General features: G+C 69.7%; 18 protein-coding genes and 4 pseudogenes. 12 read left to right on the plus strand and 10 right to left on the minus strand.

Annotated elements, in window-relative coordinates:
* Positions 1-69: 69 nt before the first annotated feature.
* Complete coding sequence (locus tag OG276_RS32325; protein WP_266910728.1) at positions 70-3798, minus strand: LamG domain-containing protein; 3729 nt, start codon at positions 3796-3798, stop codon at positions 70-72.
* 865 nt (positions 3799-4663) lie between these two features.
* Between OG276_RS32325 and OG276_RS32330 the strand changes: the two are divergent.
* The 6 genes and pseudogenes from OG276_RS32330 to OG276_RS32355 all read left to right on the plus strand — a co-directional run.
* Positions 4664-4771: pseudogene (locus OG276_RS32330) on the plus strand (hypothetical protein); the annotation flags it as partial.
* 56 nt (positions 4772-4827) lie between these two features.
* Positions 4828-5166, plus strand: a complete 339-nt coding sequence (locus OG276_RS32335) for a hypothetical protein (RefSeq protein ID WP_266913458.1) — start codon at positions 4828-4830, stop codon at positions 5164-5166.
* On the plus strand, positions 5111-5536 hold the full coding sequence (locus OG276_RS32340; RefSeq protein ID WP_266913460.1) for a hypothetical protein: 426 nt from the start codon (positions 5111-5113) through the stop codon (positions 5534-5536). Before OG276_RS32335 ends, OG276_RS32340 begins: the two co-directional genes overlap by 56 nt.
* A 22-nt stretch (positions 5537-5558) precedes the next feature.
* Positions 5559-5862: pseudogene (locus OG276_RS32345) on the plus strand (transposase); the annotation flags it as partial.
* A gap of 526 nt (positions 5863-6388) precedes the next feature.
* On the plus strand, positions 6389-6889 hold the full coding sequence (locus OG276_RS32350; protein ID WP_266910730.1) for a hypothetical protein: 501 nt from the start codon (positions 6389-6391) through the stop codon (positions 6887-6889).
* A gap of 49 nt (positions 6890-6938) precedes the next feature.
* A pseudogene (locus OG276_RS32355) lies at positions 6939-7046 on the plus strand (aldo/keto reductase); the annotation flags it as partial.
* A 30-nt stretch (positions 7047-7076) separates the two neighbouring features.
* Here the strand turns inward: OG276_RS32355 and OG276_RS32360 are convergent.
* The 3 genes and pseudogenes from OG276_RS32360 to OG276_RS32370 all read right to left on the minus strand — a co-directional run.
* Positions 7077-7391, minus strand: a pseudogene (locus OG276_RS32360) (hypothetical protein); the annotation flags it as partial.
* A gap of 62 nt (positions 7392-7453) precedes the next feature.
* Positions 7454-7972 (minus strand): hypothetical protein, encoded by a 519-nt coding sequence (locus OG276_RS32365; protein WP_266910732.1) that lies wholly within the window; start codon positions 7970-7972, stop codon positions 7454-7456.
* Positions 7927-8250 (minus strand): hypothetical protein, encoded by a 324-nt coding sequence (locus OG276_RS32370; RefSeq protein WP_266910734.1) that lies wholly within the window; start codon positions 8248-8250, stop codon positions 7927-7929. The genes OG276_RS32365 and OG276_RS32370 overlap by 46 nt, the downstream gene beginning before the upstream one ends.
* Before the next feature lie 350 nt (positions 8251-8600).
* Between OG276_RS32370 and OG276_RS32375 the strand changes: the two genes are divergently transcribed.
* Positions 8601-9209 (plus strand): barstar family protein, encoded by a 609-nt coding sequence (locus OG276_RS32375; protein WP_266910736.1) that lies wholly within the window; start codon positions 8601-8603, stop codon positions 9207-9209.
* Positions 9210-9244: 35 nt separating this feature from the next.
* Here the strand turns inward: OG276_RS32375 and OG276_RS32380 are convergent, their stop codons facing one another.
* The 4 genes from OG276_RS32380 to OG276_RS32395 form a co-directional block, all read right to left on the minus strand.
* Positions 9245-11602: a site-specific integrase gene (locus OG276_RS32380; RefSeq protein WP_266910738.1), complete on the minus strand. Its 2358-nt coding sequence runs from the start codon at positions 11600-11602 to the stop codon at positions 9245-9247.
* 85 nt (positions 11603-11687) lie between these two features.
* Positions 11688-12884: a tyrosine-type recombinase/integrase gene (locus OG276_RS32385; RefSeq protein WP_266910740.1), complete on the minus strand. Its 1197-nt coding sequence runs from the start codon at positions 12882-12884 to the stop codon at positions 11688-11690.
* A 377-nt stretch (positions 12885-13261) separates the two neighbouring features.
* On the minus strand, positions 13262-14140 hold the full coding sequence (locus OG276_RS32390) for an undecaprenyl-diphosphate phosphatase (protein WP_266910742.1): 879 nt from the start codon (positions 14138-14140) through the stop codon (positions 13262-13264).
* A gap of 48 nt (positions 14141-14188) precedes the next feature.
* Positions 14189-14926, minus strand: coding sequence for a TVP38/TMEM64 family protein (locus OG276_RS32395; RefSeq protein ID WP_266910744.1), 738 nt, complete (start codon positions 14924-14926; stop codon positions 14189-14191).
* Between the two features lie 49 nt (positions 14927-14975).
* Between OG276_RS32395 and OG276_RS32400 the strand changes: the two genes are divergently transcribed.
* The 4 genes from OG276_RS32400 (at position 14976) to OG276_RS32415 (ending at position 18991) form a co-directional block, all read left to right on the plus strand.
* The gene (locus OG276_RS32400) at positions 14976-15716 is read left to right on the plus strand and encodes a DNA alkylation repair protein (protein ID WP_266910746.1); all 741 of its coding nucleotides are present in this window, start codon (positions 14976-14978) and stop codon (positions 15714-15716) included.
* Between the two features lie 257 nt (positions 15717-15973).
* Complete coding sequence (gene tuf, locus OG276_RS32405) at positions 15974-17152, plus strand: elongation factor Tu (RefSeq protein ID WP_266910748.1); 1179 nt, start codon at positions 15974-15976, stop codon at positions 17150-17152.
* A gap of 110 nt (positions 17153-17262) precedes the next feature.
* The gene (locus tag OG276_RS32410) at positions 17263-18132 is read left to right on the plus strand and encodes a patatin-like phospholipase family protein (protein WP_266913298.1); all 870 of its coding nucleotides are present in this window, start codon (positions 17263-17265) and stop codon (positions 18130-18132) included.
* 67 nt (positions 18133-18199) lie between these two features.
* Entirely contained in the window at positions 18200-18991 is a 792-nt protein-coding gene (locus OG276_RS32415; RefSeq protein ID WP_266913300.1) for a spermidine synthase, read from the plus strand.
* A gap of 87 nt (positions 18992-19078) precedes the next feature.
* Here the strand turns inward: OG276_RS32415 and OG276_RS32420 are convergent, their stop codons facing one another.
* Positions 19079-20428 carry an MFS transporter gene (locus OG276_RS32420; protein ID WP_266910750.1) on the minus strand — a complete coding sequence of 450 codons (1350 nt, stop codon included), beginning with the start codon at positions 20426-20428 and terminating at the stop codon, positions 19079-19081.
* Positions 20429-20498: 70 nt separating this feature from the next.
* Positions 20499-21557, minus strand: coding sequence for a hypothetical protein (locus tag OG276_RS32425; protein WP_266910752.1), 1059 nt, complete (start codon positions 21555-21557; stop codon positions 20499-20501).
* Between the two features lie 95 nt (positions 21558-21652).
* Here OG276_RS32425 and OG276_RS32430 point away from each other — a divergent pair, with 95 nt between their 5' ends.
* On the plus strand, positions 21653-22105 hold the full coding sequence (locus tag OG276_RS32430) for a DUF4442 domain-containing protein (protein WP_266910754.1): 453 nt from the start codon (positions 21653-21655) through the stop codon (positions 22103-22105).
* Positions 22106-22213 lie beyond the last annotated feature (108 nt).

The following is a 22213-nucleotide window of genomic DNA, read 5'->3' on the forward strand; positions in this document are numbered from 1 at the left end:
AGGAGGGAGCCGGGACCGCTCCGCGGGGCGCGGGCCAGCGGCCCGCACCCTCGGTGGCGTGCGAAAGGCTCAGTCGCCGACGACCGCGGTCTTCTGCTGGGCGTTGTGGACGGCGCCCGCCCAGAGCCTCAGCTGCGTGATGCGGCCCGGCAGACGGCTGCCCCAGTCGGATCCGGTCCAGCCCTTGCCGACCGTGAGGACGCCGGTTCCGGCCTGTGCCGTGAAGGCGGTGGGCACGCCCTGGCGGTCGACGAGGAAGAGGCTGACCGTCTGCGACTGCGCGTCGTAGGCACCGGTCAACTGGACCTCGGTGCCGAGGACCGCCGTCTCCTGACTCTGCACGGACACCGTCGTACCGTCGGTGTTCACCCGGCCGAAGTGCCACCGGCCGAGCGCCCAGGTCTCGGACACAGGCTGCCCGGTCTCCTCGTCGATCACCGGGTCGCCGTTCTCGTCGACCACCTCGTGACCGGTGGTGTCGACGCTGGTCTTCTCGAACCACAGGCCCCAGGACGTGCCGGTCGCGGTCCGCTGGGAGACGATCTGCGCCTTGTGGCCGTTGGGCTTGCCGGCCAGTGCGGCGCCGTCGACGAGGGCCTCCACGGAGACCGTGAACGAACCCGTCGGGTCGACCACCTGCGTGGCGAGATCCCCGCCGCCGGTGCCGTCCAGGACGACGGCGGAGCCGTCCAGCACGGCACCGCTGCCCAGGGTCAGGGCCTGGCCATAGTTGCTGGTGGTGTCCCGCAGGACGCTGCCGGAGGCACCTGAGGGGTTGAGGTCGGCGACCAGTTCGAGATGGGGTAGCCCGGTGCCGTCAGGGCCGTCGAGGAGCCGAGCCTCGGTGGCGATTTCCTCGGCAGACTTCGCCGCCTGCCACACCGTCATCTCGTCGATCTGTCCAGGGAACTGGTCGACGTAGGCGCCGCGATACTTAGCCCGGCCGACCTGGAAGCCTCCGCTCGAGGGCCAGTTGGTGGTGATCGCGTCGGTGCCCTGCAACTGGCCGTTCACATAGAGGGACAGGACGTTCTTCTCGTGGTCGGCGACCATCGCCAAGTGCGTCCAGACATTTAGCTGGGCGGATGCCTGGGCGTTGACGCGCTGACCCTCCAGGTCGGTGGTGGCCGCGTCGGCTGCCGCGAGACGGGCGCACCAGGTGTCCACGGCCGCGCAGTAACTGAGGAAGAAGGCGCTGTGATGGGTGCCGTCCTGACCTGCGACGGTACGGTTGCGGCCACCCTCCTCCAGCCGGACCCAGGCGGAAACGGTGTACGAGGCCGCCGTCTCCAGGACCGGCCTGGTGGTCGAGGCGGACGCCGTCGCGCCGGTGCGGAGCGCCTGGTCCGGGCCGCGGACCTCCGGCACGGTTCCGCTCGCCGCAGTCTTGACGACCTCGCCGCGGCGCCCGTCGGGGGTACGGACGGCACCGGTCAGGGTCAGGTCGTTGCGCAGCGCCGGATCGGTGGCGGTCGCGTCGACGGCGACACCGGACTTCTCGTCAAAACTCCAGCGTGCGATCGCCTTGGGACCTTCGGCGACCAGGAACCGGACGATCTGCTCCTCGCCGCCGAGCGGATAGGCGGCCGACTTCGCCTGGACGTGCAGCAGTTTGGTGCCGGAGGAGGGCGGGGTGATCGTGGCCCGGTAGGTGGTGCCGCTCATCCACGCCGACCAGGTGGCGGTCGTGGAGAGGCGGTAGCGATAGCCGGTGTTGGGCGTGGTCTCTCCGGCGCCCGGCCCGAACAGCACGGTGCCGGCCTTCCCCGGGGCCCCGCCCGGAGTGCAGGATCCGCCGGAGACGCACTCGCTGTAGACGGTCCAGGAACTCAGCGTGGGTTTCCGGGGCGCCTTGCTGTCCACCGTGAAGTAGCACCAGGGCGTGGCTGAGCTGACCAGTTGCGTCGAGTCGCTGTTGTACAGCGAGTAGGTGAAGGCGTTGTAGCGGTACAGCTTGCCGTCGACGAGCGGGTTGTCCCAGGTCTTCGTCTGCGCGGGGAAGTTCTTCGCCGTGCTGCTGTACGCCGCGTATCCGGGGCTCGGCTTGACGGAGCCGCTGGCCGGCTGCGGAGCGTCCGCCCAGGTCGTCCCGTTCTTCACGTCGACGTCGAAGTACACGCGCAGCCTGCCCTCTGCCTCGCCGCCGACCGCTGTCTCGGGTGTGGCCAGCAGGTCGGGCGTCGGGTCGGTCAGAACGGAGGGCTGCCCCTCGTTGGTGCTGCACACGCGGCCGGCGCCGGACCTGATGCCGTACTCGGTGGGGGTGGCGGGCTTGCTGACGTAGCTGACCACGAGGACGGCGTCGTCGTCGAAGCGCTTCCAGGAGACGGTGTCCTTCTCGTCCTTCGCCATCAGCATCAGGGTGAGGCGGGGAAACTTCCCGGCGGCGAAGTCCCGGACGGTGGGCGTCAGGTTCTCGTCCGTCTCCTCAGGGTTGTCGTTGAAGGCGATGGGCGCCTTGGGCTGCGACGGTGAACAGGCGGAGCCGCGGCCGGCGGAGACATGACGGTCGCCCATCTGGTCCAGGACGGCCGGCCCCGGCCATTTGGTCGCGGAGGAGATGTTGTTGGTCCGCTCCAGGTCGACCCAGCGGGCGTCACAGGAGAACGACCAGGTTTCGGTGACCTTGAAGGTGGCGTCGAGGACGTGCTTGCCCTTGAGCTTGTCCGGGGCGAACTCGAAGTACATGCGGTTCGTGTAGCCGTTGCCGCAGTAGTACGACACGCCGCCGATGACGGCGGTGCCGCACCTACCGACACTCATGCCGTTGGTGCCGCCGTCGAAGTTGTAGAACACGTCGCCGTCCGAGGACAGCACCGTGCGCTCGGACTCGTTCAGCTCCACCGAAGGGTCAATGTAGAGTGGCAGTTCGGCCTCGGTCGTACGAGCGATCAGGGCCGAGTCGGGAACCACCTTCACGGAGTCCTCGGCCACCGCGACCCGCATGACCGCGGCCTCGTCGCCGGAACCCGGTCCGCTGAGCGGGTCGCCCTCCTCGGGCGGCGCCACCGGCACCGGCTCCTGGGAGTGCAGCACCGCCGGGACGGCGGCGGCTGACCTCTTCGCGACGGACGCGGAAGCACGTGCCGGGCCGGCGTGCGCAGGGTCGGCGTCGCCTGCCGAGTTCCACATCTGAGCGCTGGGCGAACGGAACAGAACCTGCCCGTTGGCGTCCACGGCCTCCATGCTGCCCGCGGCACCCGGACGGACGGCCAGTCCCTCGGCGTTGAGGGCGTACTCGATGGTGCTCAGGGCCGGGTCGGCCGCGGCCTTGAGCGTCTCGACCTCCAGGACTTGCCGGAACCCCTCGACGGTCGCCGTCAGGATGAGGTTCACGTCGGGACGTACGTTCTCGTACACCGCCCGACTGCCCTCCAGCCTCGGAGCGGGCAACTCGCCCGGCCAACCCAGCGACACGCTGCGGCCGTTCTCGCCGATGGTCACCAGGTCCGCACCCGGGCCGCCGGCGGAGAACGAGATGTCGACAGCGGCGGCCTTCGGCCCGACCGTGCCGTCGGCCCTCGTGACCAGTGTCGGGTCGGGCTTCGTCCAACCGTTGCCGGCATTCACCCGGACCGGGGCGATCGCCTTCTCCAAGGTGAACGTCTTGCCGTCAGGGTTGGCGTAGACGGTGTCCCGCTCCGTGCGTTCCTCTGCGACCTCGACCCGCTGCCCGGTGTTGAAGGCCTCGACGAGCGCGAGTTCGGAGGGCGTGCCTGCCACCTGCGCGGGGGCGGGGGTCGCGGAAACCGGGACCGCGGGCGCAGCGGTGAGGGCGAGGGCCAGCACTGTGAGCACGCCGCAGAACCGGCCGACGCCCCTTCCAGGACGTCTCACGGCGTTCTCCGCGGGGGCGGGGTGCCCGCGACTGCGGACAGATGAATAAGCGTATGCATGGTTGAACCGTTTCGATGAGCACGCCCGGAACGGGTGTGCCGGGAGTGTTGTGTGTGAGGCCGGAGCGGGGAACGGCCGGGGCCTCCGGTCGCGACAGGGGCGACCGACTACCGGGTGGCGGCAGCCTTGGGGTCAGCGCCACAGGGCATGACCCCTTCGGCGAGCGCTAAGGCTCGCGCCGGTGTAGGCCGAAGCCTGTCGATGGTGTGCACGCGTGATCCCCCGGTGATGCGAGGCCTCCCCAGGCCCGCGATACCTACGATCGAGTCAGGATCGTAGGCGACAACTTAAGCATCCTTTTCATGTGAAGCAAGCAGTCACTTACGGAACCAAATATTCCGCCAGCATCCTTGGGGCGAATCGAAGGAAACCCAAGAACTGGAATGAGGGGACGAGTGGAGCTGAGGTTGCGCGGTCGACTCGGGGCGCGGTGACGACGTTGCCGTCGTTCCGTTTCCCCGAGTCGCCGACCCGAGTGAAGTAGGCCGCCGACGAGGTGTCCGTGGTTCGGGTCCTTTTCCGACAGCCCCTTCCCTAACCGGACTGGCCGTTGGGTAGGCCGCCAGCGAGGTCACGGCTTCGTAGTGGTGTGACGCCCGGTTCGTGATGATCTATCAGTTCGGCGATGCCCCGGGAACGCGACAGGCACGGCTTCCAAGATCATGGAGTTCTCTACGTTCCGTGATCCGAGTGGAAGGCCGTGCCTGCCGACGCATCATCGCTGATCCCGCCTGCCCTTGACCAACTCCGCCAGTACCCGCAGGTCGTGCCCGAGGAGATCCCCGGTCTGCTGGAGCGGCTGGCCGAGGTCCCGGATCCGCGTGATCCACGCGGGATACGCCACCGCTTGGCTGCCGTGCTCGCGCTCACCGCGTATGCGGTGCTGGCCGGAGCGACCTCACTGCTGGCAGTCGGTGAGTGGATCGGCCGATGCCCCCAACGTACGTGCTCCAACAGGTCGGTGTCCGCCCCGATCCACTCTCGCCCAGGCGGGTCCTGCCCGCCGAGACGGCGGTCCGCCGACTGCTGGCCCACGTCGACGGCGACGCGCTGGACCGAGCGGTCGGGAGCTGGCTCGCAGAGCGCTGGCCGAAGACGACCGGGGCCGCCGGGATGCGCGGCCTGGCCGTGGACGGCAAGAGCCTGCGGGGTGCGGTCAAAGGGAGGGGGCGGAAGATCCACCTGCTCGCCGCGCTGGAGCACACCACCGGCCTTGTCCTGGCACAGCGAGATCACCTGCTTCCAGCCGCTGCTGGACACCGTCGCTGACCTGGCCGGAGTCGTGGTCACCAGCGACGCGATGCATACCCAGTGCGAGAATGCCGACTACCTCCTCGGCCGGGCGGCGCACTACATCGTGATCGTCAAGGGCAACCAGAAGAAGCTGTGCCGACAGCTCAAGTCCCTTCCCTGGAAAGACATCCCTCTCCAGGGACGCACCCGGGGCGTCGGCCACGGCCGCTCGGAGATCCGCCGGATCAAGGTTGCCACCGTGAACAACCTCCTCTTCCCTGGATCTCGCCAGGCTGTCCAGATCAAGCGCCGGCGCACCGACCGCAAGACCGGCAAGACCACCCCTCGAGGTACTCGACCTCTGAGGCTGATCCTTTGGAGTGGACACCCTGACAATGGATCTTGATGGTCCAGGAAGGGATGCCCAGGTGGGACGTAAGTCTCCGTATCCGGAGGAGTCCAGGAAGGACGCGGTCGCGCTCTACCGCGCCGCGACCGGGAAGCGGACATACGCGGCGGTGGCGGCGGATCTCGGTATCACCGCGGAGTCGCTGCGGACGTGGGTACGCAAGGAAGAGGCCCAGGCCACGCCCGAGGGCCGCGACGGCAGTGTCAGCGCGGCGGAGGAACTGGCCCGGTTGCGGGATGAGAACGCCAGGCTGCTCAAGGCCGAGCAGGAGTGGCGCCTGGAGCGCGAGATCCGCGCCGGGCAGCCGCCTATTTCGCCCGGGATTGCGTCCTGAACACGAAGGGGAGTTGACAGTAGGGCAGCTTCCAAGAGTGGTGCTGTGCGGATGATGAAGGTTTTGTGGCCCTTCGAAGTCGCCCTGCGGGGGGAGGCTTCAAACCGCCTCATGCTGCGTTGGTTGATGACCGTCGTGGTGAGCGATGAGGAAAAGGCGTCCTGCGAGGCGTCAGGTGGGGATCGGGAAGACGAACGCAAGTGAATCGCTGCTGACGTGTCGAAACGAAATCAGACGACATCAAACCGGGGTGTTCCCGAAATCCCGGGATGAGCCTGGCGGGTGCCCGTCTATTGGCCAGGCGGTGTCCGGCATGCAGGCGACGTGATCCCGGTCTGCGGCTTCCGTACGGAACAGGAGAAGGCAGGTACCGATACCGCCCGCCGCGATGCGACGGCAAGAGGGAGTGCCCCAAGCAGAAGCAACTGCGAGGGGTCGAGTACCGATGCGGGACCTGCTGGCGGACCGGCTCGTAGTAGTGACGAAGCCCCCTCGGCGACGCGTGGCGCGCGGCGGTGCCGAACGGGAAGTTCTTCGGTGCGACGGGTACTGCGATCCAGGACAAGGACCGTTCGACGTTCAAGCTGTTCGGTGACCCTGACGATCCGGACTTCGTGATGTCGCGGTACACGCCGGAGCAGTCCATCGCCGATGGGTTCACCAAGCCGGTGATCGTGGAAGGCCGAGCTGTCGGTTTCAACCTCGACAAGGAGGCCCTGGACGAGGCCTTCGACGAGCTGGCCACAGCGGAGGGCCTGGACGAGGAGGAGAAGGTCTTCCTGTCGGGGAAGGCTTCTCACATCGAGACGATCCTCTCCAACCCCGAGCGCGTGGCTGCCGTGTGCAGAGACATCGTCGACCACTTCCTCACATACGTCGCGCCCCTGGGGCAGAAGGCTCAAGTCGCGGCCTACAACCAGCGCCTGGTGATCGCCTACACCAAGGCAATCGAGGCCGAGCTGGAGCGCCGCGAGGCCGTCATGCCGGAGGGCGGATGCGCGAGGTCGGCGTGGTGATGCACGTCGCCGACAGCAAGGAGACCCCGAAGGAGTTCAAGAAGCACCGGAGCACTCCCTTGATCCGGTCCGGCTACGGCTGGCCGTCGAGCGTGCGGCCCGGGAGCTCGGCAGGGAACCTGACACCGTGCTCCTCCACAACCCCGAACGGACCCTCGCTGGCCTGTCCACTGCCGATGGCCACACCCTCCGCGCGCCACATGACCGGCTCACCCGGCTCGCGCCATGCCACGCCCTGGTACCACTCGGGCATCGCGACCCCTTGCAGCATGGCGGCGGCCTCGGTCCCGTTCCAGCCCTGCGGGCCGATCCGCTCGAATCCCCGCCGCTCGATACGCACCCACGTCCCCCGCTCCGTACGGCCCCCCAAGGAACGGCGCTTGCGCACCAGGGCCTCCCGAACCAGTCGCACCTGTAGGGCCTCCTCCACGCGCTCCAGCACGTCTTCCACAGGCTGACGGCGCAGGTCCACCTGGGCAGCAACGGGCAGGGATCCAGTCATCACGACCTCCTCGGCGAACAGATGACCGTATCAGGAGGAGCCCCGCCGACACGATCCGTCCGTCAACACGGAGCACCGCAACTTCCCCTGTCGTCGGCCGTTGCAAGAATGGTGCCCGCCTCGCCCACGCCGTCCGCGGTGGACGAGTCTTCCTTGACCGAGGCAGTGGCCGCGCTCACGGCGATTAGCATCGGCATCCCTCGGTCGAGGAGACCGACGCGGCCGGGCTCGAGCGCAGCGGCCTGCTTCTTGGAACTGGTGAGGAGCAGACCGGTCAGCTCGGCGGCGGTGGACTGCTCGAACCACCACACGGCGCAGCCGGCCTCGTCATCGTCCTCGTCGTGGGCGTCCGCGAGAATCTCGAGTAGCGGACGGTTCGGCTTCACAGGCTTGGCCGCGCGGTCGAGTGCCGCCTGGTGCTTGGCCTCGCTCTCATCGCGGCGCTCGATCAGCTCGTGCAGGGACTCGCCCTGAGACCAGGTGTACTCCCGCCCCTGCATCGCGTTACGCCGGTAGTTGACCTTTTCCTCGTACGCTATGGCCTTCTCGAACAGCTCAGGGTGGCGGTGAGACCGACCCACTCGTGCTTGCGCTGGAAGAAGCAGAAGTAACAGCCCGACCACGTGCGCCACTCGTAGTAGGCCGGCAGACCGGTACCAGCTTCGTCGAGAATGCGATCTACGCCGGCGCGGTCGATACCGTCCTCGCGGAACGGAAAGACGGCGCTGATGTTCGGCTTGGTGCTTACGTAGCCAAGACGGTTCTCGTCTGCGCGGATCGCCACGTACGAGATCACCTCATCGTCGCCGACCCACTCCTCCAAGGGCTTGAGCTTTAGGTTCTTGGTGCTTCTCTGCACTTCACTCTCATGGGTGAAGGCGGGTATGTGACTCGTCAAAGGGCCTCCGAGATGAATGGGATGGGGTCAGGGGGCGGCGCCGGCGACGGCAGGGCAGATCCCCACGCGTCGGTAAGATCAGCGCTCTCAATGGGGGTGCGATGCGAACATCAGGGCGGGGCGGCGAGGGGCAGAAGTACGCGCTGACCTCGGACGAGGACGACAGTGACTTCTGGGGCTTCGCCCACGAAGCCGAGGGGTTGTTCACGCCCCTGCCAGATGAAGAAGGAGCGCGCCGAGTGCACCTCGCGGGTTGCCTCCCGCAGGGTGGCCTACTTAGGTGCGTTGACCACGTCGGCAGTCGTCGTGCCGTGGCGGGGAACGCCTGGTTCGAGCTCCTCGACGGTGACGGTGCCACCATGGGGTCCTACTTCGTCAACGAGGTCACCGTCATCGACGTCAAGCCCTCCGCCAGTGGTGCCGACCTCGTCGACCTCACGGTGACGCTCTGGTGCGAGAACGCACTGCCCGGAGCGGAACGACCGTGGGAGCTGGTCCGCACCGGTCACCTGAACCACACCGGAATGTGGCACGAACTCGCACCCGGGGACCGACACGCGTGGCTGTCGGTGGCCCTGTGGTCCCGGGAGTACCAACGCCAGGGGAAGCCCGATGCGCCTGCGGGCCAGGTGTTCACCTTGGATGGCCGACACATCGTCGACCAAGACAGCTTCTACTGCGCGATCGGTGAGGCCGTCAACGGGCCCGGCGGGTACTTCGGCTGGAACCTGGACGCTCTGGACGACTGCCTTGTCGGCGGCTGGGGCGCGACCACTCCGTTCACTTTGCACTGGGACTTCTCTGCCGAGGCTCGGACGCGGTTGGCGGAGCGCGTGCCCGCCGGTGATCGCGAGGTTGTGCTGTTCGACCTCCTCCTGGAGATCTTCGAGGAACGGGGTGTAAGCGTCATCCTTCGGTGACAGCTCTTTGCTTCGAGGCATCGGTCTGGGGAACGTCATTCGGACTCCTGTGGACGGCGGTGTGCGGGGATGCCGAGGTGGACAGCTGGTCGCTGGGCTCGGCGTTGGGTCTCGTCGCGCTTCGCGCGGAGGAAGGTGAGGGTGAGGTCGATGCCCTCGATCTCACCGATCCAGCCTTCGGCCTCGGCCTGCGTCCTGCGTTGCAGGAGGTCGGCTTCGAGCTCGGAGAGCCGGGCGAGCATCTTGGGATTGACGTGGAGCATCGGGCAGCGGATGCAGGCATGTTCGTGCTGGCAAGGGGTGCCGTAGGGGCGTCCGCAGGAGCCGAGCTCGACCTTGCGGCGGTCGAAGTGCTCCTCGAACTCGGTCCACTCCTGCTCGGTGGCGTCCCGGTACTCCTCCGAGGGGCGGACTTGGCGCCTCTGGTGGAGGTGGGCCTGGTAGTGGCGGATCACGTCCTCGTCGAAGACGGCGACGTAGCCGCGGGTGGTCTGGATGCTGAGGTGACCGAGCAGTGAGGCGCCGATGTGGATGGGCAGACCGCTGTTGACCAGCTCGGTGGCGAAGATCCTCCGGAAGTCGTGCGGAGTGAATTTCAGCCCGCGGAACCCGGGGTGGGTCTCGGCCAGGGCCTCGCACCGTCGGCTGATCATCTGCTGAATGGTGCCGGGGTTGAAGATCTTCGACCCGATCGCTCCGTTCTGGCGCTGGAAGAGGAACGGCATCTGCGCACTCCAGACCTTGTCGTGCGGGTCGTAGCGGCTGACCAGCGGAATCGGCCTTCCTCGCCGGCCGTGGCGCCGGATGATCGAGGCGATGACGTGGAACAGCTCGGCCGACATCGGGATGACGCGCTCGCGGTCGGTCTTGGACGGTTCGATGACGAGCAGCGCGATGACCTCGCCGTTCGCGCGCTGATACTGGCGGATGCTGAGGTGGGTCAGCTCGCACAGCTCCTCGATGCGCACGCCGGAGTGCCGCAAGGTCTCCACTGCCGCCCAGTCCCAGAAGGCGGCCTCCTCCTCCGTGCCGATGTGCCTCAGTTCACCGGAGCCAAGCTCCAGCACGCGGGTGGGAACGGCATCGCCGTGCCGGAGCCGCTTCTGGTCCGACTCGCTGATCACCCGGCGATAGGCGTTGCCGGCGAAGGTGAACTCCTCCCCGTCGGCGGCCTGGTCGGCGCGTTCGCGCAGGAGCCGGGCATGGTCGTAGCGGGACTCGACGTGGTCGACCAGGACGGGTAGGAGCGGCTGGCGCTGTCGGGTGCGGTCCGCGGAGCGTTCGGTTCCCTTCCGCCGGCGGACGCCCAGGCCATGGAATTCACCAGGCGGGACGGGACACGGTGCGACCCAGGCCGCCCAGCGTTCAGGTTCAGCAGCAGCCCAGGTGTGCAGGTCGTAGTAGAAGCTGCGAACCGAGATGACGATGTCGTCCTGGCCCCGCCGGTGGGTGCCGTCGTCCTTGAGACGGATCGTCTCGCGCCAGCGCGTGTAGAGGTCCGGTGCGATCCGAAGTCCCTGCTGTCCGGGGTTGAGCTGCTCGATCTTCACCCAGAAGTGCTTGACCAGCAGGAGCGCGAGCTGCTTCAGACTGGAGTAGTCGAGATCCGCTCGGCGCCGGCCGAAGTAGTCGATCAGCAGGCCGCGGACGGCCTGGTCGCGGATCCCGTACTGATCGACGAGCTCCTCGATGGTCCGCTGACCGCGCATCATCGCCGCCCGCATAGTCGTCGGCGTGGAGACCGGGAACCGCCCCATCGTGATCAGGGCCGTCCACATCCCGTGCCCGAACAGGCGGTTGGAGGCCGGTTGTCCGGGCTGGAGACGGCAGCGGGCCAGCCGGTTGTCGTGCGCGTACTGGAGGATCGACTCCGGCGTGATGTCAGCCAGCGCGACGCCCTGATAGGTCAAGAGCGTGCACATGTCGAGCACTGCCTCCCGCTGGTGCTGGAGCCGCAGCTCCTGTGCGGCGATGTGCTCCTCGAAGGTGACCAGCAGCGGGTCGTTCTGCGCGGAGATGAACAAGGGTGTGAAGTTGTTCAGCTGGTTTTGCCGGAAGGCGAGCATCGTGGGCTGGACGACGCGAAGGCAGAACAGCGTGCGGACCCCCGGGGTGACCGCGAGGCCGGTCGTCCTGCGGGCACCAAGACTGTTCGCCTTGATCAGCCCCTTGCCCAGAGGGCTGGCGTCCCACCGCTCCTGCCAGGTGTGCCCCGGGTGGGTGGACAGGTACTGAAGGATGTCGCGGGTGGCCTGAGCACGCTGGTGCCGGGTAACGGTGGAAGCGTCCTCCCAGACGTCGAAGGCCAGCTTGGAGATGTGGTTGATCGACGCTTCAGACAGTTCTCCGTGCGGTCGCGGCGGGGGATCCGAGACCGCAGGCTGGGGCTTCATCGGACCGCCCACGAACCGGCTGGGAAAGGTGAGCCCCTCCACGATGGGCCCGTGCCGGCGGCTGACACCGGTGGTTGTGCTGGACCTAGCCACCGAACACCGCCTTGATGTCATCCGCGGAGTACCCAGTGGGGTAGCTCGTCGCCGGCCGCGGCGTGCTGTAGTGCTCCGCGACCTTGTCGAACATCTCCTCAACCCGCGCGGTCAGGTAGCGGCTGGTGGTCTGGATGTTGGTGTGCCGCATGATCGCTTGGACCTCGACAGGGGTGAGCTTCCCGCCGTTGGCCATCCGGGATGCCGCCGTGTGCCGGAGGTCGTGCAGGGTCCAGTTCGTGCCCAGCAGCTCGTTCGCCCGCTGCATGATCCGACGCATCGCCCAGTAGGACAGGGGGCGATCGCTCCCGCGACGAGTTCGCCAGACCGACTCGCCCCGTGGCGGCGTGCCCGCCTCGTCGAGGTAGTGGGCCAGCCGGACGAATGCCTGCGGCGAGGCCGGCACCGCTTCCCTCTCCCGGGTGCCCTTGGAGATCACGTAGACCCTCTGGCCAGCCCAGTCGATGTCGTCCACTCCGACCCCGAGCAGCTCGACCGCTCGCGCGCCGCTGGAGACGTAAAACTCCAGCAGGGCGCGGTCGCGCTCGCAGCCCATGCGGTCGAACAATTCGTCCCAGAGCCGGTCGGGAATCGAGCGGGGCGGCCGGTCGGAGACCTTCTGCCGTAGCCGTGCCCGCCCCACGACCGCCCGCGGCTCCAACGGGCTTCGGTGAGCGAGGGCCCGTCGACGCTGCGGAGAGATCGGGACGGGATTGACCACCGGCCCGTTGCCCTGATGAGCATGGAACCCGTAGAAGCCGCTGACCACCGACAACGCGTGGTTGATCGTCCTGGGCGCATACCCGGCGCGCAGCGCGGGCTTGCCGGTCCTCAGATTGACCGACCCCGGTGCGGCGCCACCTGCCTGTGTCCGCTGGCGCTGCGGATTCGAGGCCGTCCGTAGCCATCCCGCCAGCACCGCGACCTCAGACTCGGTCGCCTTCTCCCACGCCACTCCCAACAGCCACAGCAGCCGGAACCACCGCAACAGGCCGTACCCGTAGCTGCGTACCGTCAACGGGCTGCAGTCGTTTAGCGCCAGGTCCCGCAGGTAGGCGGTGGCCGCCTCGATCTCGTCGTCGTACGCGTTCACGACGACGTACGGAGGGTGGACGCCCCGAGCGGGGACAACGGCCCCTACCCGGGGCAGCTCGGCCCGCCCCTCGATCAGTTCATGTCGCAGTTCCACGGTGTTCCTCCTCGTTGATCGCACTGACCATCACGCTGATCAACGAGGGGACTTGGTGCAGATAACTGTGCACCAGCGCATCTGGGGGCTGGGAAGCGTGCCTTGGTAGACCTCAAGCCAGTGGTCGAAGTCGCGGGTCGCGTTGAGACGCACGATCGGCTTGCCGACGGCCGCTTCGAGGCGGTGCCGGCCGCCACGCGGAAGGGCCCGCACTGCCGTGCGGGCCCTTCCGCGTCATCCCCCTACTTTGCGGACGCACGCGTCCTAGTGGTGCGTATCCCGGCTCTCTGGTGGGAGATAAGTGGGAGATGATCATGGCGAGGTGCTGCAATCAGGCGCTAGGAAATGCTCGATAGAGCTACCTGTACGGCCCTGGTTCAGCCGCCGGATTCGCCCGCGTGCGGGCTCAGGACCCCTGCTCCCACCAGCACGAACAGCAGGATTCCGAGCAGGACCCGGTAGATCACGAACGGCATGAAGCTCTTGCTGGAGATGAACTTCATGAACCACGCGATGACCGCGTAACCGACGAGGAAGGCGACGACCGTGGCGAAGATCGTCTGGGGCCAGGCGATGTGGCCCGGGTTCTCCATCACGTCCTTGATCTCGAACAGGCCCGAGGCCAGCACGGCCGGGATGGCGAGGAGGAAGGAGTAACGGGCCGCCGCCTCGCGGGTGAAGCCCAGCAGCAGACCGCCGGAGAGCGTCGCGCCCGACCGGGACACACCCGGGATCAGGGCCATCGCCTGGCAGAGACCGAAGATGAGGCCGTCCTTGACGCCCAGTTCCTTCAAGGTCTTGCGCTCGCGGACGACTCGGTGCCGACCGCCCTCTTCGTCGCGCGCCGCCAGCCGGTCGGCGAAGCCGAGCACGAGGCCCATCACGATGAGGGTGGTGGCGATCAGCCGCAGATCGCGGAACGGGCCCTCGATCTGGTCCTTGAAGGCGAGGCCGAGGACACCGATCGGAATCGAGCCGACGATCACCAGCCAGCCCATCTTGGCTTCCTGCTCGGACCGCAGCGCCTTCGTGTACAGCGAGCGGAACCAGGTGGAGATGATCTTCGCGATGTCCTTGCGGAAGTAGATCAGTACGGCGGCTTCGGTGCCGATCTGCGTGATGGCGGTGAAGGCCGCTCCCGGATCGTGCCAGCCGGCGAACGCCGCGGTCAGCCGCAGGTGGGCGCTGGAGGAGATCGGGAGGAATTCCGTAAGTCCTTGGACGAGACCGAGGATGAGGGATTCGATCCAGTTCATGTCGGGGTGCGCTCGTCCTTGTGATCGTCGGGCAGTTCGGGTCCGATGCTAGGGCCCGTGGGGTGCCGCCGTGACCACAGGGGGGTGTACTGCCGTCAGTTCCCGCACCGGCGCCGGACGGTCGGGCTTGTCCACGGGCGCCAGCCGGTGCCGCTTGCGCCAGGCGACGACCGCCGCACCCACGGCGGAGACGGCGATGAAACCGAACGAGGCGAGGAACGCGGGGGAGGTCGGGGAGGAGGCGCTGGCCCCCGCGATCACGTACGCGGCGGTGTTCGGGACCACGCCGATCGCGGTGGCGAGGAGGAAGGGGAGCCAGCCGCAGCGGGACAGCGCGGCGGCGTAGTTGGCCATCGCGAAGGGCAGACCGGGGAAGATCCGGACCGCCAGCATCGAGCGGAAGCCGTGCCGGGCCAGCTGATCGTCGGCCGCCTGCAGCCACCGGCCGCGGATCAGCGGACGCAGGGCGTCACGGCCCATCATCCTGCCGAGGCCGAAGGCGATCCCGGCGCCGATCACCGAACCGCCGACCGCCGCGACCAGGCCGAACTGGGAGCCGAAGAGGGCACCGGAGGCCAGGTTCAGCAGGGGGCGCGGCACCAGGGCGGCCGTGCACGCCCCGTACGCCGCGGCGAAGAGCAGGACCGCGGTGCCCACCGGGAGCCCCGGGGGCCACCCCTCCGAGAGCAGGCGCTGGGGCTCGTACAGCACGACGCAGACGCCGGCCGCGAGGAGCAGCACGACGAGCAGCGAGAGCCGCGTCCACGGCGCGAGGAGGAGGGACATTCCGGGAGACTAACCGACCCCCCTGTCCGAGCGCCGTAATCTGGGCCTCATGCAGTCGAACGACAGGCGGCCCCCGCTGGTTCCCCACAGCGGCCTCGCCGAGCTGTTGGTGGCGCGGCTCACGCAGACCTACGGCGCCGCGGCCGACGCGGAGCGGGCCGGGCCCATGGCCGCGTACATGAAGGACGTCGCGCCCTTCCTCGGGATCCCCACCCCGCTGCGCCGCGAGCTGTCGAGGGCGGTGACCAAGGACACCCCGAAACCGTCCGAAGCGGACTGCGCGGCCCTCGCGCTGCGCTGCTGGGAGCTTCCGGAGCGTGAGTACCGGTACTTCGCCGTCGACTACCTGCGCCGGCACGTCTCCCGCTGCTCCTCCGGCTTCCTGCCCGTGGTCCGGCACCTGATCGTGACGGACCCCTGGTGGGACACCGTCGACCTGCTCGCCGCGCACACGGTCGGGCCGCTCGTGGCGGCGGATCCGGCGCTCGCCGCCGTCATGGACGAGTGGGCCGGGGACGAGGACCTCTGGCCGGCCCGCACCGCCCTGCTCCACCAGCTCCGGTACAAGTCCGCGACCGACACCGAGCGGCTCTTCGCGTACTGCCGCCGCCAGAGCGGCCACCCCGACTTCTTCATCCGCAAGGCCATCGGCTGGTGCCTGCGCGAGTACGCCAAGACGGACCCCGGCGCCGTACGCGCCTTCGTCACCGCCGAGCGGGAGTCGCTGTCCCCGCTGTCCGTGCGCGAGGCGCTGAAGAACATCGGCGAAGTCCGGCCCGCCGCCGCGTAATTCATTGGCCCCGCCGAGCCCGCTCCGGCAGGATCGAGCACATGTCCAGGCACGCCTTCCCCACAGAGCCGTCCGCAGTCGCGGACGCGCCGAAGGCTGCCGTCCCCGTACAGCTCGCCGCAGGCGCAACCGCGTTCGGCGGCGCACGAAGCTGACCCTTCCCGGATCGTCCGGCGGACCCCACAGGGGGAGGGTCGGTTTCGCTCAGGGGTCCCGCGATTCGAGTTTTCAGCTTCGGAATCACACGGGAAGACATCATGGCCAAGACGGCCTTCGTGCGCACCAAGCCGCACCTCAACATCGGCACCATGGGGCACGTCGACCACGGCAAGACGACGCTGACCGCCGCCATCACCAAGGTCCTCGCCGAGCGCGGCGGCGCCTCCTTCGTGCCGTTCGACCGGATCGACCGGGCCCCCGAGGAGGCCCGGCGCGGCATCACCATCAACCTCACGCACGTCGAGTACGAGACCGACACCCGCCACTACGCCCACGTGGACATGCCCGGCCACGCCGACTACGTCAAGAACATGGTTACGGGCGCGGCCCAGCTCGACGGGGCGATCCTCGTCGTCTCCGCCCTCGACGGGGTCATGCCGCAAACCGCCGAGCACGTGCTCCTCGCCCGGCAGGTCGGCGTCGACCACATCGTCGTCGCGCTGAACAAGGCCGACGCCGGGGACCCCGAGCTCACCGACCTGGTCGAGCTGGAGGTCCGCGAGCTGCTCACCGCGAACGGCTACGGCGGGGACGGCGCCCCGGTCGTACGGGTCTCCGGGCTCGGGGCGCTGGACGGCGACCCGCGCTGGACCGCGTCGATCGAGGCCCTGCTCGACGCCGTGGACACGTACGTGCCCATGCCCGTGCGGTACACCGACGCGCCGTTCCTGATGCCGGTCGAGAACGTCCTGACCATCACCGGGCGCGGCACCGTCGTCACCGGCGCCGTCGAGCGGGGCACCGTGGCCATGGGCGACCGCGTCGCGCTGCTCGGCGGCGACGGCGCGGCCGTGGAGTCCGTCGTCACCGGGCTGGAGACCTTCGGGAAGCCGATGGACTCCGCCGAGGCCGGGGACAACGTCGCGCTGCTGCTGCGCGGGGTGCCACGCGACGCGGTGCGCCGCGGCGACGTGGTGGCCGCGCCCGGCAGCGTCGTACCGAGGCGCCGCTTCACGGCGCGGGTGTACGTGCTGTCCGCCCGCGAGGGCGGCCGCACCACCCCGGTGGCGACCGGCTACCGGCCCCAGTTCTACATCCGCACCGCCGACGTGGTGGGGAACGTGGACCTGGGCGAGGCGGGCCATGCCCGGCCGGGGGACACGGTCACCATGACCGTGGAGCTCGGGCGGGACGTCCCGCTGGAGAGCGGGCTCGGCTTCGCGATCCGCGAGGGCGGGCGCACCGTCGGGGCCGGGACGGTCACCGAGGTCGGGTAGCGGCCGGGTAGCCGCGGGGCGGTACCCGCTGTGGTGGCGGTGGTCGGCTTGCGCCAGACTGCCGTCACCACTGGCATGCGGGGAGGGAGCAGTTCGTGGAAGGCAGCAGCATGGGCGGCGGCGGCGAAGGCAAGGGCACGGCTCTGGTGCTCGGCGGTGGCGGGCTGACCGGCGTCGGCTGGGAGGCCGGGATGCTGTACGGGCTCGCCCGCGCGGGCGTCGACCTGACCGGAGCCGACCTCGTCGTCGGGACCTCGGCCGGCTCGGTCGTCGGCGCGCAGCTCACCTCCGGACTGCTCACCCCGCAGGACCTGTACGAGCGCCAGCTCGGCGACCCCGGAGGGGAGCTCCCCGCGAAGCTGGGAGCCTCCCTGATCGGGCGGTACGCCGTCGCGATGGTGCGGTCCCGCGACGCGAAGTCCTACCGGCGCCGGATCGGGGCCTTCGCGCTCGCCGCCGATACCGAGCCGGAGCCGGTTCGCCGCAAGGTGCTGGAAGGCCGCCTGGTGTCGCACGCATGGCCCGAGCGGCGCTTCGTCATCACGGCCGTGGACGCGCTGACCGGCGAACTCGCCGCCTTCGAGCGGGGGAGCGCGGCCGGGCTCGTCGACGCCGTCTCGGCGAGCTGCGCCGTACCGGGGGTGTGGCCGCCCGTGACGGTCGGGGGGCGGCCGTTCATCGACGGCGGGGTCCGCTCCGCGACCAACGCCGACCTGGCCGCCGGTTATGCGCGCGTGGTGATCCTCGCGCCGATGACCACCGGCGCCGGAATGATCCCCTCGCCCGCGGCGCAGGCCGCACGGCTGCGGGAGTCCGGGGCGAAGGTGCTGCTGATCACCCCGTCCTCGCAGGCCCGTAAGGTCTTCGGACGCAACGTACTGGACCCCGCGCGCCGCGATCCCGCCGCGCGGGCGGGGCTGGAGCAGGCCGCGGCCCACGTGGAGCAGGCACGCGAGGTGTGGGCGGCTCCGGGAGCCTGACAATGGTCCGGTGAGTGACGAACAGATCCCGGTGATCCGGGACGTGGCCCAGGGCACCGCCAAACTGATGCCGGACATCGACCGGGAGCGGGCCTGGCTGCTCACCGTGGACGGGGCGCCGCAGTCGTACGTGGACCTCGACGACCCGGAGCACCTGGAGTTCGAGTACGTACGCCGCCTCGCGCACGTCCTGGACTGCGTGGGCGAGCCGGGGGCCGCGCTGGACCTGCTGCACCTGGGCGGCGGCGCGCTGACCCTGCCCCGGTACGCGGCGGCTGGCCGGCCGGGGTCGCGGCAGGACGTGGTCGAGTTCGACGCCGGGCTCGTCGCGCTGGTCGGGGAGTTCCTGCCGGTGGCGGCCGGGAGCGGGATCACGGTGCACGTCGCCGACGCGCGGGCCTGGCTGGCCGGGGCGCCGGACGCGAGCGCGGACGTGGTGGTGGGGGACGTCTTCGGGGGATCCCGGGTGCCCGCTTCGCTGGCCTCGGTGGAGTACGCGCGCGAGGTGGCGCGGGTGCTGAAGCCGGGCGGGGTGTACGTGGCGAACCTCGCCGACGGGGCGCCGTTCGCGTTCCTGCGGGGGCAGCTCGCGAACTTCGGTGCGGTCTTCGGGGAGTTGGCGCTCATCGCGGAGCCGGGGGTGCTGCGCGGGCGGCGGTTCGGGAACGCGGTGCTGCTGGCTTCGGAGCGGGAGCTGCAGGTGGCGGAGCTTTCGCGGGTGTGCGCGGGTGACGCGTTTCCGGCGCGGGTCGAGGTGGGGGCGGCCCTGGCGCGGCTGATGCGGGGGGCTCTGCCGGTGGCCGACGCCGATGCGGTGGCTTCGCCCGAGCCGCCGGAGGGGGCGTTCAGCCTCGGCTGAGGGGCTCGCCGGCGGTCGTCGCGCGGGGCTCATGTCCCCCTACCCGCCCTCGCCCGTTCCCCGGGGCTCCGCCCCGGACCCCGCGACTCACACGCCGGCGGGGCTGGATTCGGCTGAGGTGGAGGCGGCCGGACTCGGCTTGGCCAGGTCGGGGGCGGCGGCGCCGGGGCCGGTCGGGGCGGGCGGTTTGCGGGTCATGTGGCGGACGTCCGGGACCAGGAGGACGGCTGCCGTCACCACGATCACCAGGCCCGCGCAGCCCCAGAGGGCCGAGGTGCGGCCGATCGCGGATTCGACCGGGCCGGCCAGCGCCATGGCCAGCGGGAGCATCGAGAGCGAGCCGAACCAGTCGTAGGAGGAGACCCGGGAGAACATCTCCTCCGGGATCTCCTGGTGCATCGTCGTCATCCAGCTCACGCCGAACACCTCGATGGCCGCGCCGCTCACGAACATCACCGCGCACAGCCCCCACACGGGAAGCGGCACCGCCAGCCCCGCCGCGGGGAGCGCCAGCGGGAACACGCAGAGGGTCCCGACCAGCAGCAGGCGGCGCGGCTTCCAGGTCATCATCAGGACGGCTCCGCCGATGGTGCCGAGGCCGAAGAAGGCCAGGGCCACGCCCCACGGAGCCGCCCCGCCCAGTTGCTCCAGCGCGACCAGGGGCCCGTAGACCGCTTCGGCGGCGCCGACGACGGCCACGACGACGGAGAACTGGAGCACGATGCTCCACAGCCAGGGGCGGCTCCGGAACTCCCCCCAGCCCTCGCGCAGATCGGTCAGCAGGCCGCCGCCGGGAGCGCGTTCGGGGACGTCGCCGACGTTGAGGAAGGCCCGTAGGGCTCCGGCGACGGCGAAGGCGGCGGCGTCCACGGCGAGCACCCAGCCGGGGCCCAGCAGGGCGACCATGGCTCCGCCGAGGGCCGCTCCGCCGACACTGGCGCCGTTCATCGCCATCCGGAAGAAGGCGAAGGCGCGGTTGGCCTGCGGACCGGAGACGGTGGCCATGAGCATGCCCTCGGCGGCCGGGTTGAAGAAGGCCGTACCGGCGCCGCACAGCGCCGTGAGCAGCATCATCTGCCACAGCTCGGGATCGCCGGTCAGGACGAGGAGGGCGAAGACGGCCTGCGAGAGGCAGTTGAGGGCGTTCGCCGCGACCATGACGTGGTGGCGGGGGATCCGGTCGGCGACGGCTCCGCCGATGAGGAGGAAGAGGACGAGCGGCAGCGTACGGGCGGCGGCCACGAGGCCGACGTCACCGGGGGAGCCGCCCGACTGCAGGACCGCCCAGGTGGTCGCGATGAGCGCTCCGTGGCTCCCGAGGTTCGTGATGACCGCGGCACCCGTCAGGAGGGTGTAGTTGCGGCCGGCCCACTCCGGCGTGCGGCGGGAGGACGCGGGGCGGGCGGGACCGGGGGAGGGGGAGGTAGGAGAGCTCACCTCCGGACTATCCCCGTACCGGGCCGGGAATCCAAACGGATTTCCGGCCCGGTGGGGAGAGCGGAGGAGATCAGACCGCGTTGAGGCGGAGGCTGCTCAGGATCTTCTCGTAGGTCTCCTTGCTCACTTCGCCCGGGACGCCCGCGGCGCCGTAGAGGATCCAGGTGGAGAGGTCACCGTTGGCGGTCGTGAAGCTGAAGGCGACGGACTTGCCGTCCGAGGAGCACTTGTTCTCCTTGGGCAGGCCGCTGACGGTCGCGGTCGCCATGTGTCCCTTGAGCCCGGAGGAGGTCGTGTACTCCTTCGCCTGGGTGACCTTGGTGGTGCCCTTCGGCGCCTTCTGCGCGTACGCGGAGAAGGCCCAGTTGCCGGCCTCGTTGTACGCGGCCTCGGCGGTGCTCTTCGCGCCCATGCCGCCCTTGGTGCCGGTGGCCGCCAGTGAGGTCGAGTCCTCCTTGCCGTCCTTGTCGGCGTCGACCAGGCACCATTCCTCCTTGAGGATGGCGGGCGCCCCCATCATGACGAGGGCCGAGCCGTCGTCCTTGGACTCGTCGCCGAAGCCGATGGAAAGACCCGAGGACTGGACGTCCCAGTCCGGCGGGACGTCGAAGGCGGTGCCGTACTTCGGGTTGAGGACGACCTTCCAGCCGGGGATCACCGGCTTGGCCTCGGCGCCGCCGCGCGGGTTCGCGCTCGGGCTCGCCGGGGCGGCCGGGGCGGAGGAGGCAGGGGCGGACGGGGAGGCGCTCGGCTTGTCGTCCGCCTGGTTGGAGCCCTTGTCGTCCCGCGTCAGGACGAACGCCCCGGTGGCGGCGGCCGCCACGATGACGGCCGAGGCCGCGACGATGGCCACGGTCCTGGTCGCGAAGGGGCTGCCTCCGCGCGGCGGCGGGGGCGGCGGGGTGCCGCCCCACTGGGGTACGGGAACGGTCGGGGGCTGCTGGCCCCAGGCCTGGGGAGCGGGGGGCTGCTGCGGGTACCCGTAGCCGGGCTGCTGCTCCCCGTACGCCACCGTCGGCGGTTGCTGCTGGTACGGGTTCGGCGTTCCCGGCTGCTGCTGGTACGGGTTCTGATGCGCGTCCTGGGGGTTGGGTTCTCCCCCGGGCGGCTGCTGCTGTCCTGGCCACATGGCCGGTAACGATAGTGGGAGTGGGGGCGGGGAGCCACGGCCGCCCCCGTGCGGGTATGGCCAACGCCTACTACTCGCGGGTAACATCGCGTTCCATGAGCGCTGAACAGATGAACGTGGGCGAACTGCTCGCCGCGACCGTGCCGATGGCCAAGACCCTGAAGCTCCAGTTCCTGGAGACCACCCCCGAGCGCGCCGTCGTCCGGCTCCCGGACCAGGCCGAGTTCCACAACCACCTGGGCGGCCCGCACGCCGGCGCGATGTTCACCCTCGCCGAGTCCGCGAGCGGTGCGATCGTCCTGGCCGCCTTCGGCGACCAGCTCTCGTGCGCCGTACCCCTCGCGGTGAGCGCGGAGATCGGCTACAAGAAGCTCGCCAAGGGCGTCGTGACGGCCACCGCCACCCTCGGCCGCCCGGCCGCCGAGGTCGTCGCCGAACTCGACGCGGGCGGCCGCCCCGAGTTCCCCGTCACCATCGCCATCCAGCGCGAGGACGAGGCCGTGACCGGCGAGATGACCGTCGTGTGGACGCTGCGCCCCAACGCCTGACCCCGCCGGGGCCTGTCAGCCGTCGTACGGGACTGCGCCGAGCGCGGCCACCGCACCGAGGTGCGGGTCGGGCTCCAGGGCGAGCCCCGGCGCGAGGCCGACGGCGGG

This window comes from Streptomyces sp. NBC_00086, from assembly GCF_026343255.1.
Taxonomy (GTDB): Bacteria; Actinomycetota; Actinomycetes; order Streptomycetales; family Streptomycetaceae; genus Streptomyces.

Bases quoted from the DNA above. Each gene is read 5' to 3' on its own strand.
- OG276_RS32335 (WP_266913458.1), top strand. From the start codon at position 4,828: ATGCCCCCAACGTACGTGCTCCAACAGGTCGGTGTCCGCCCCGATCCA.
- OG276_RS32380 (WP_266910738.1), bottom strand. From the start codon at position 11,602: ATGAAGCCCCAGCCTGCGGTCTCGGATCCCCCGCCGCGACCGCACGGA.
- OG276_RS32390 (WP_266910742.1), bottom strand. From the start codon at position 14,140: ATGAACTGGATCGAATCCCTCATCCTCGGTCTCGTCCAAGGACTTACG.
- OG276_RS32395 (WP_266910744.1), bottom strand. From the start codon at position 14,926: ATGTCCCTCCTCCTCGCGCCGTGGACGCGGCTCTCGCTGCTCGTCGTG.
- OG276_RS32400 (WP_266910746.1), top strand. From the start codon at position 14,976: ATGCAGTCGAACGACAGGCGGCCCCCGCTGGTTCCCCACAGCGGCCTC.
- tuf (WP_266910748.1), top strand. From the start codon at position 15,974: ATGGCCAAGACGGCCTTCGTGCGCACCAAGCCGCACCTCAACATCGGC.
- OG276_RS32410 (WP_266913298.1), top strand. From the start codon at position 17,263: ATGGGCGGCGGCGGCGAAGGCAAGGGCACGGCTCTGGTGCTCGGCGGT.
- OG276_RS32415 (WP_266913300.1), top strand. From the start codon at position 18,200: ATGCCGGACATCGACCGGGAGCGGGCCTGGCTGCTCACCGTGGACGGG.
- OG276_RS32425 (WP_266910752.1), bottom strand. From the start codon at position 21,557: ATGTGGCCAGGACAGCAGCAGCCGCCCGGGGGAGAACCCAACCCCCAG.
- OG276_RS32430 (WP_266910754.1), top strand. From the start codon at position 21,653: ATGAGCGCTGAACAGATGAACGTGGGCGAACTGCTCGCCGCGACCGTG.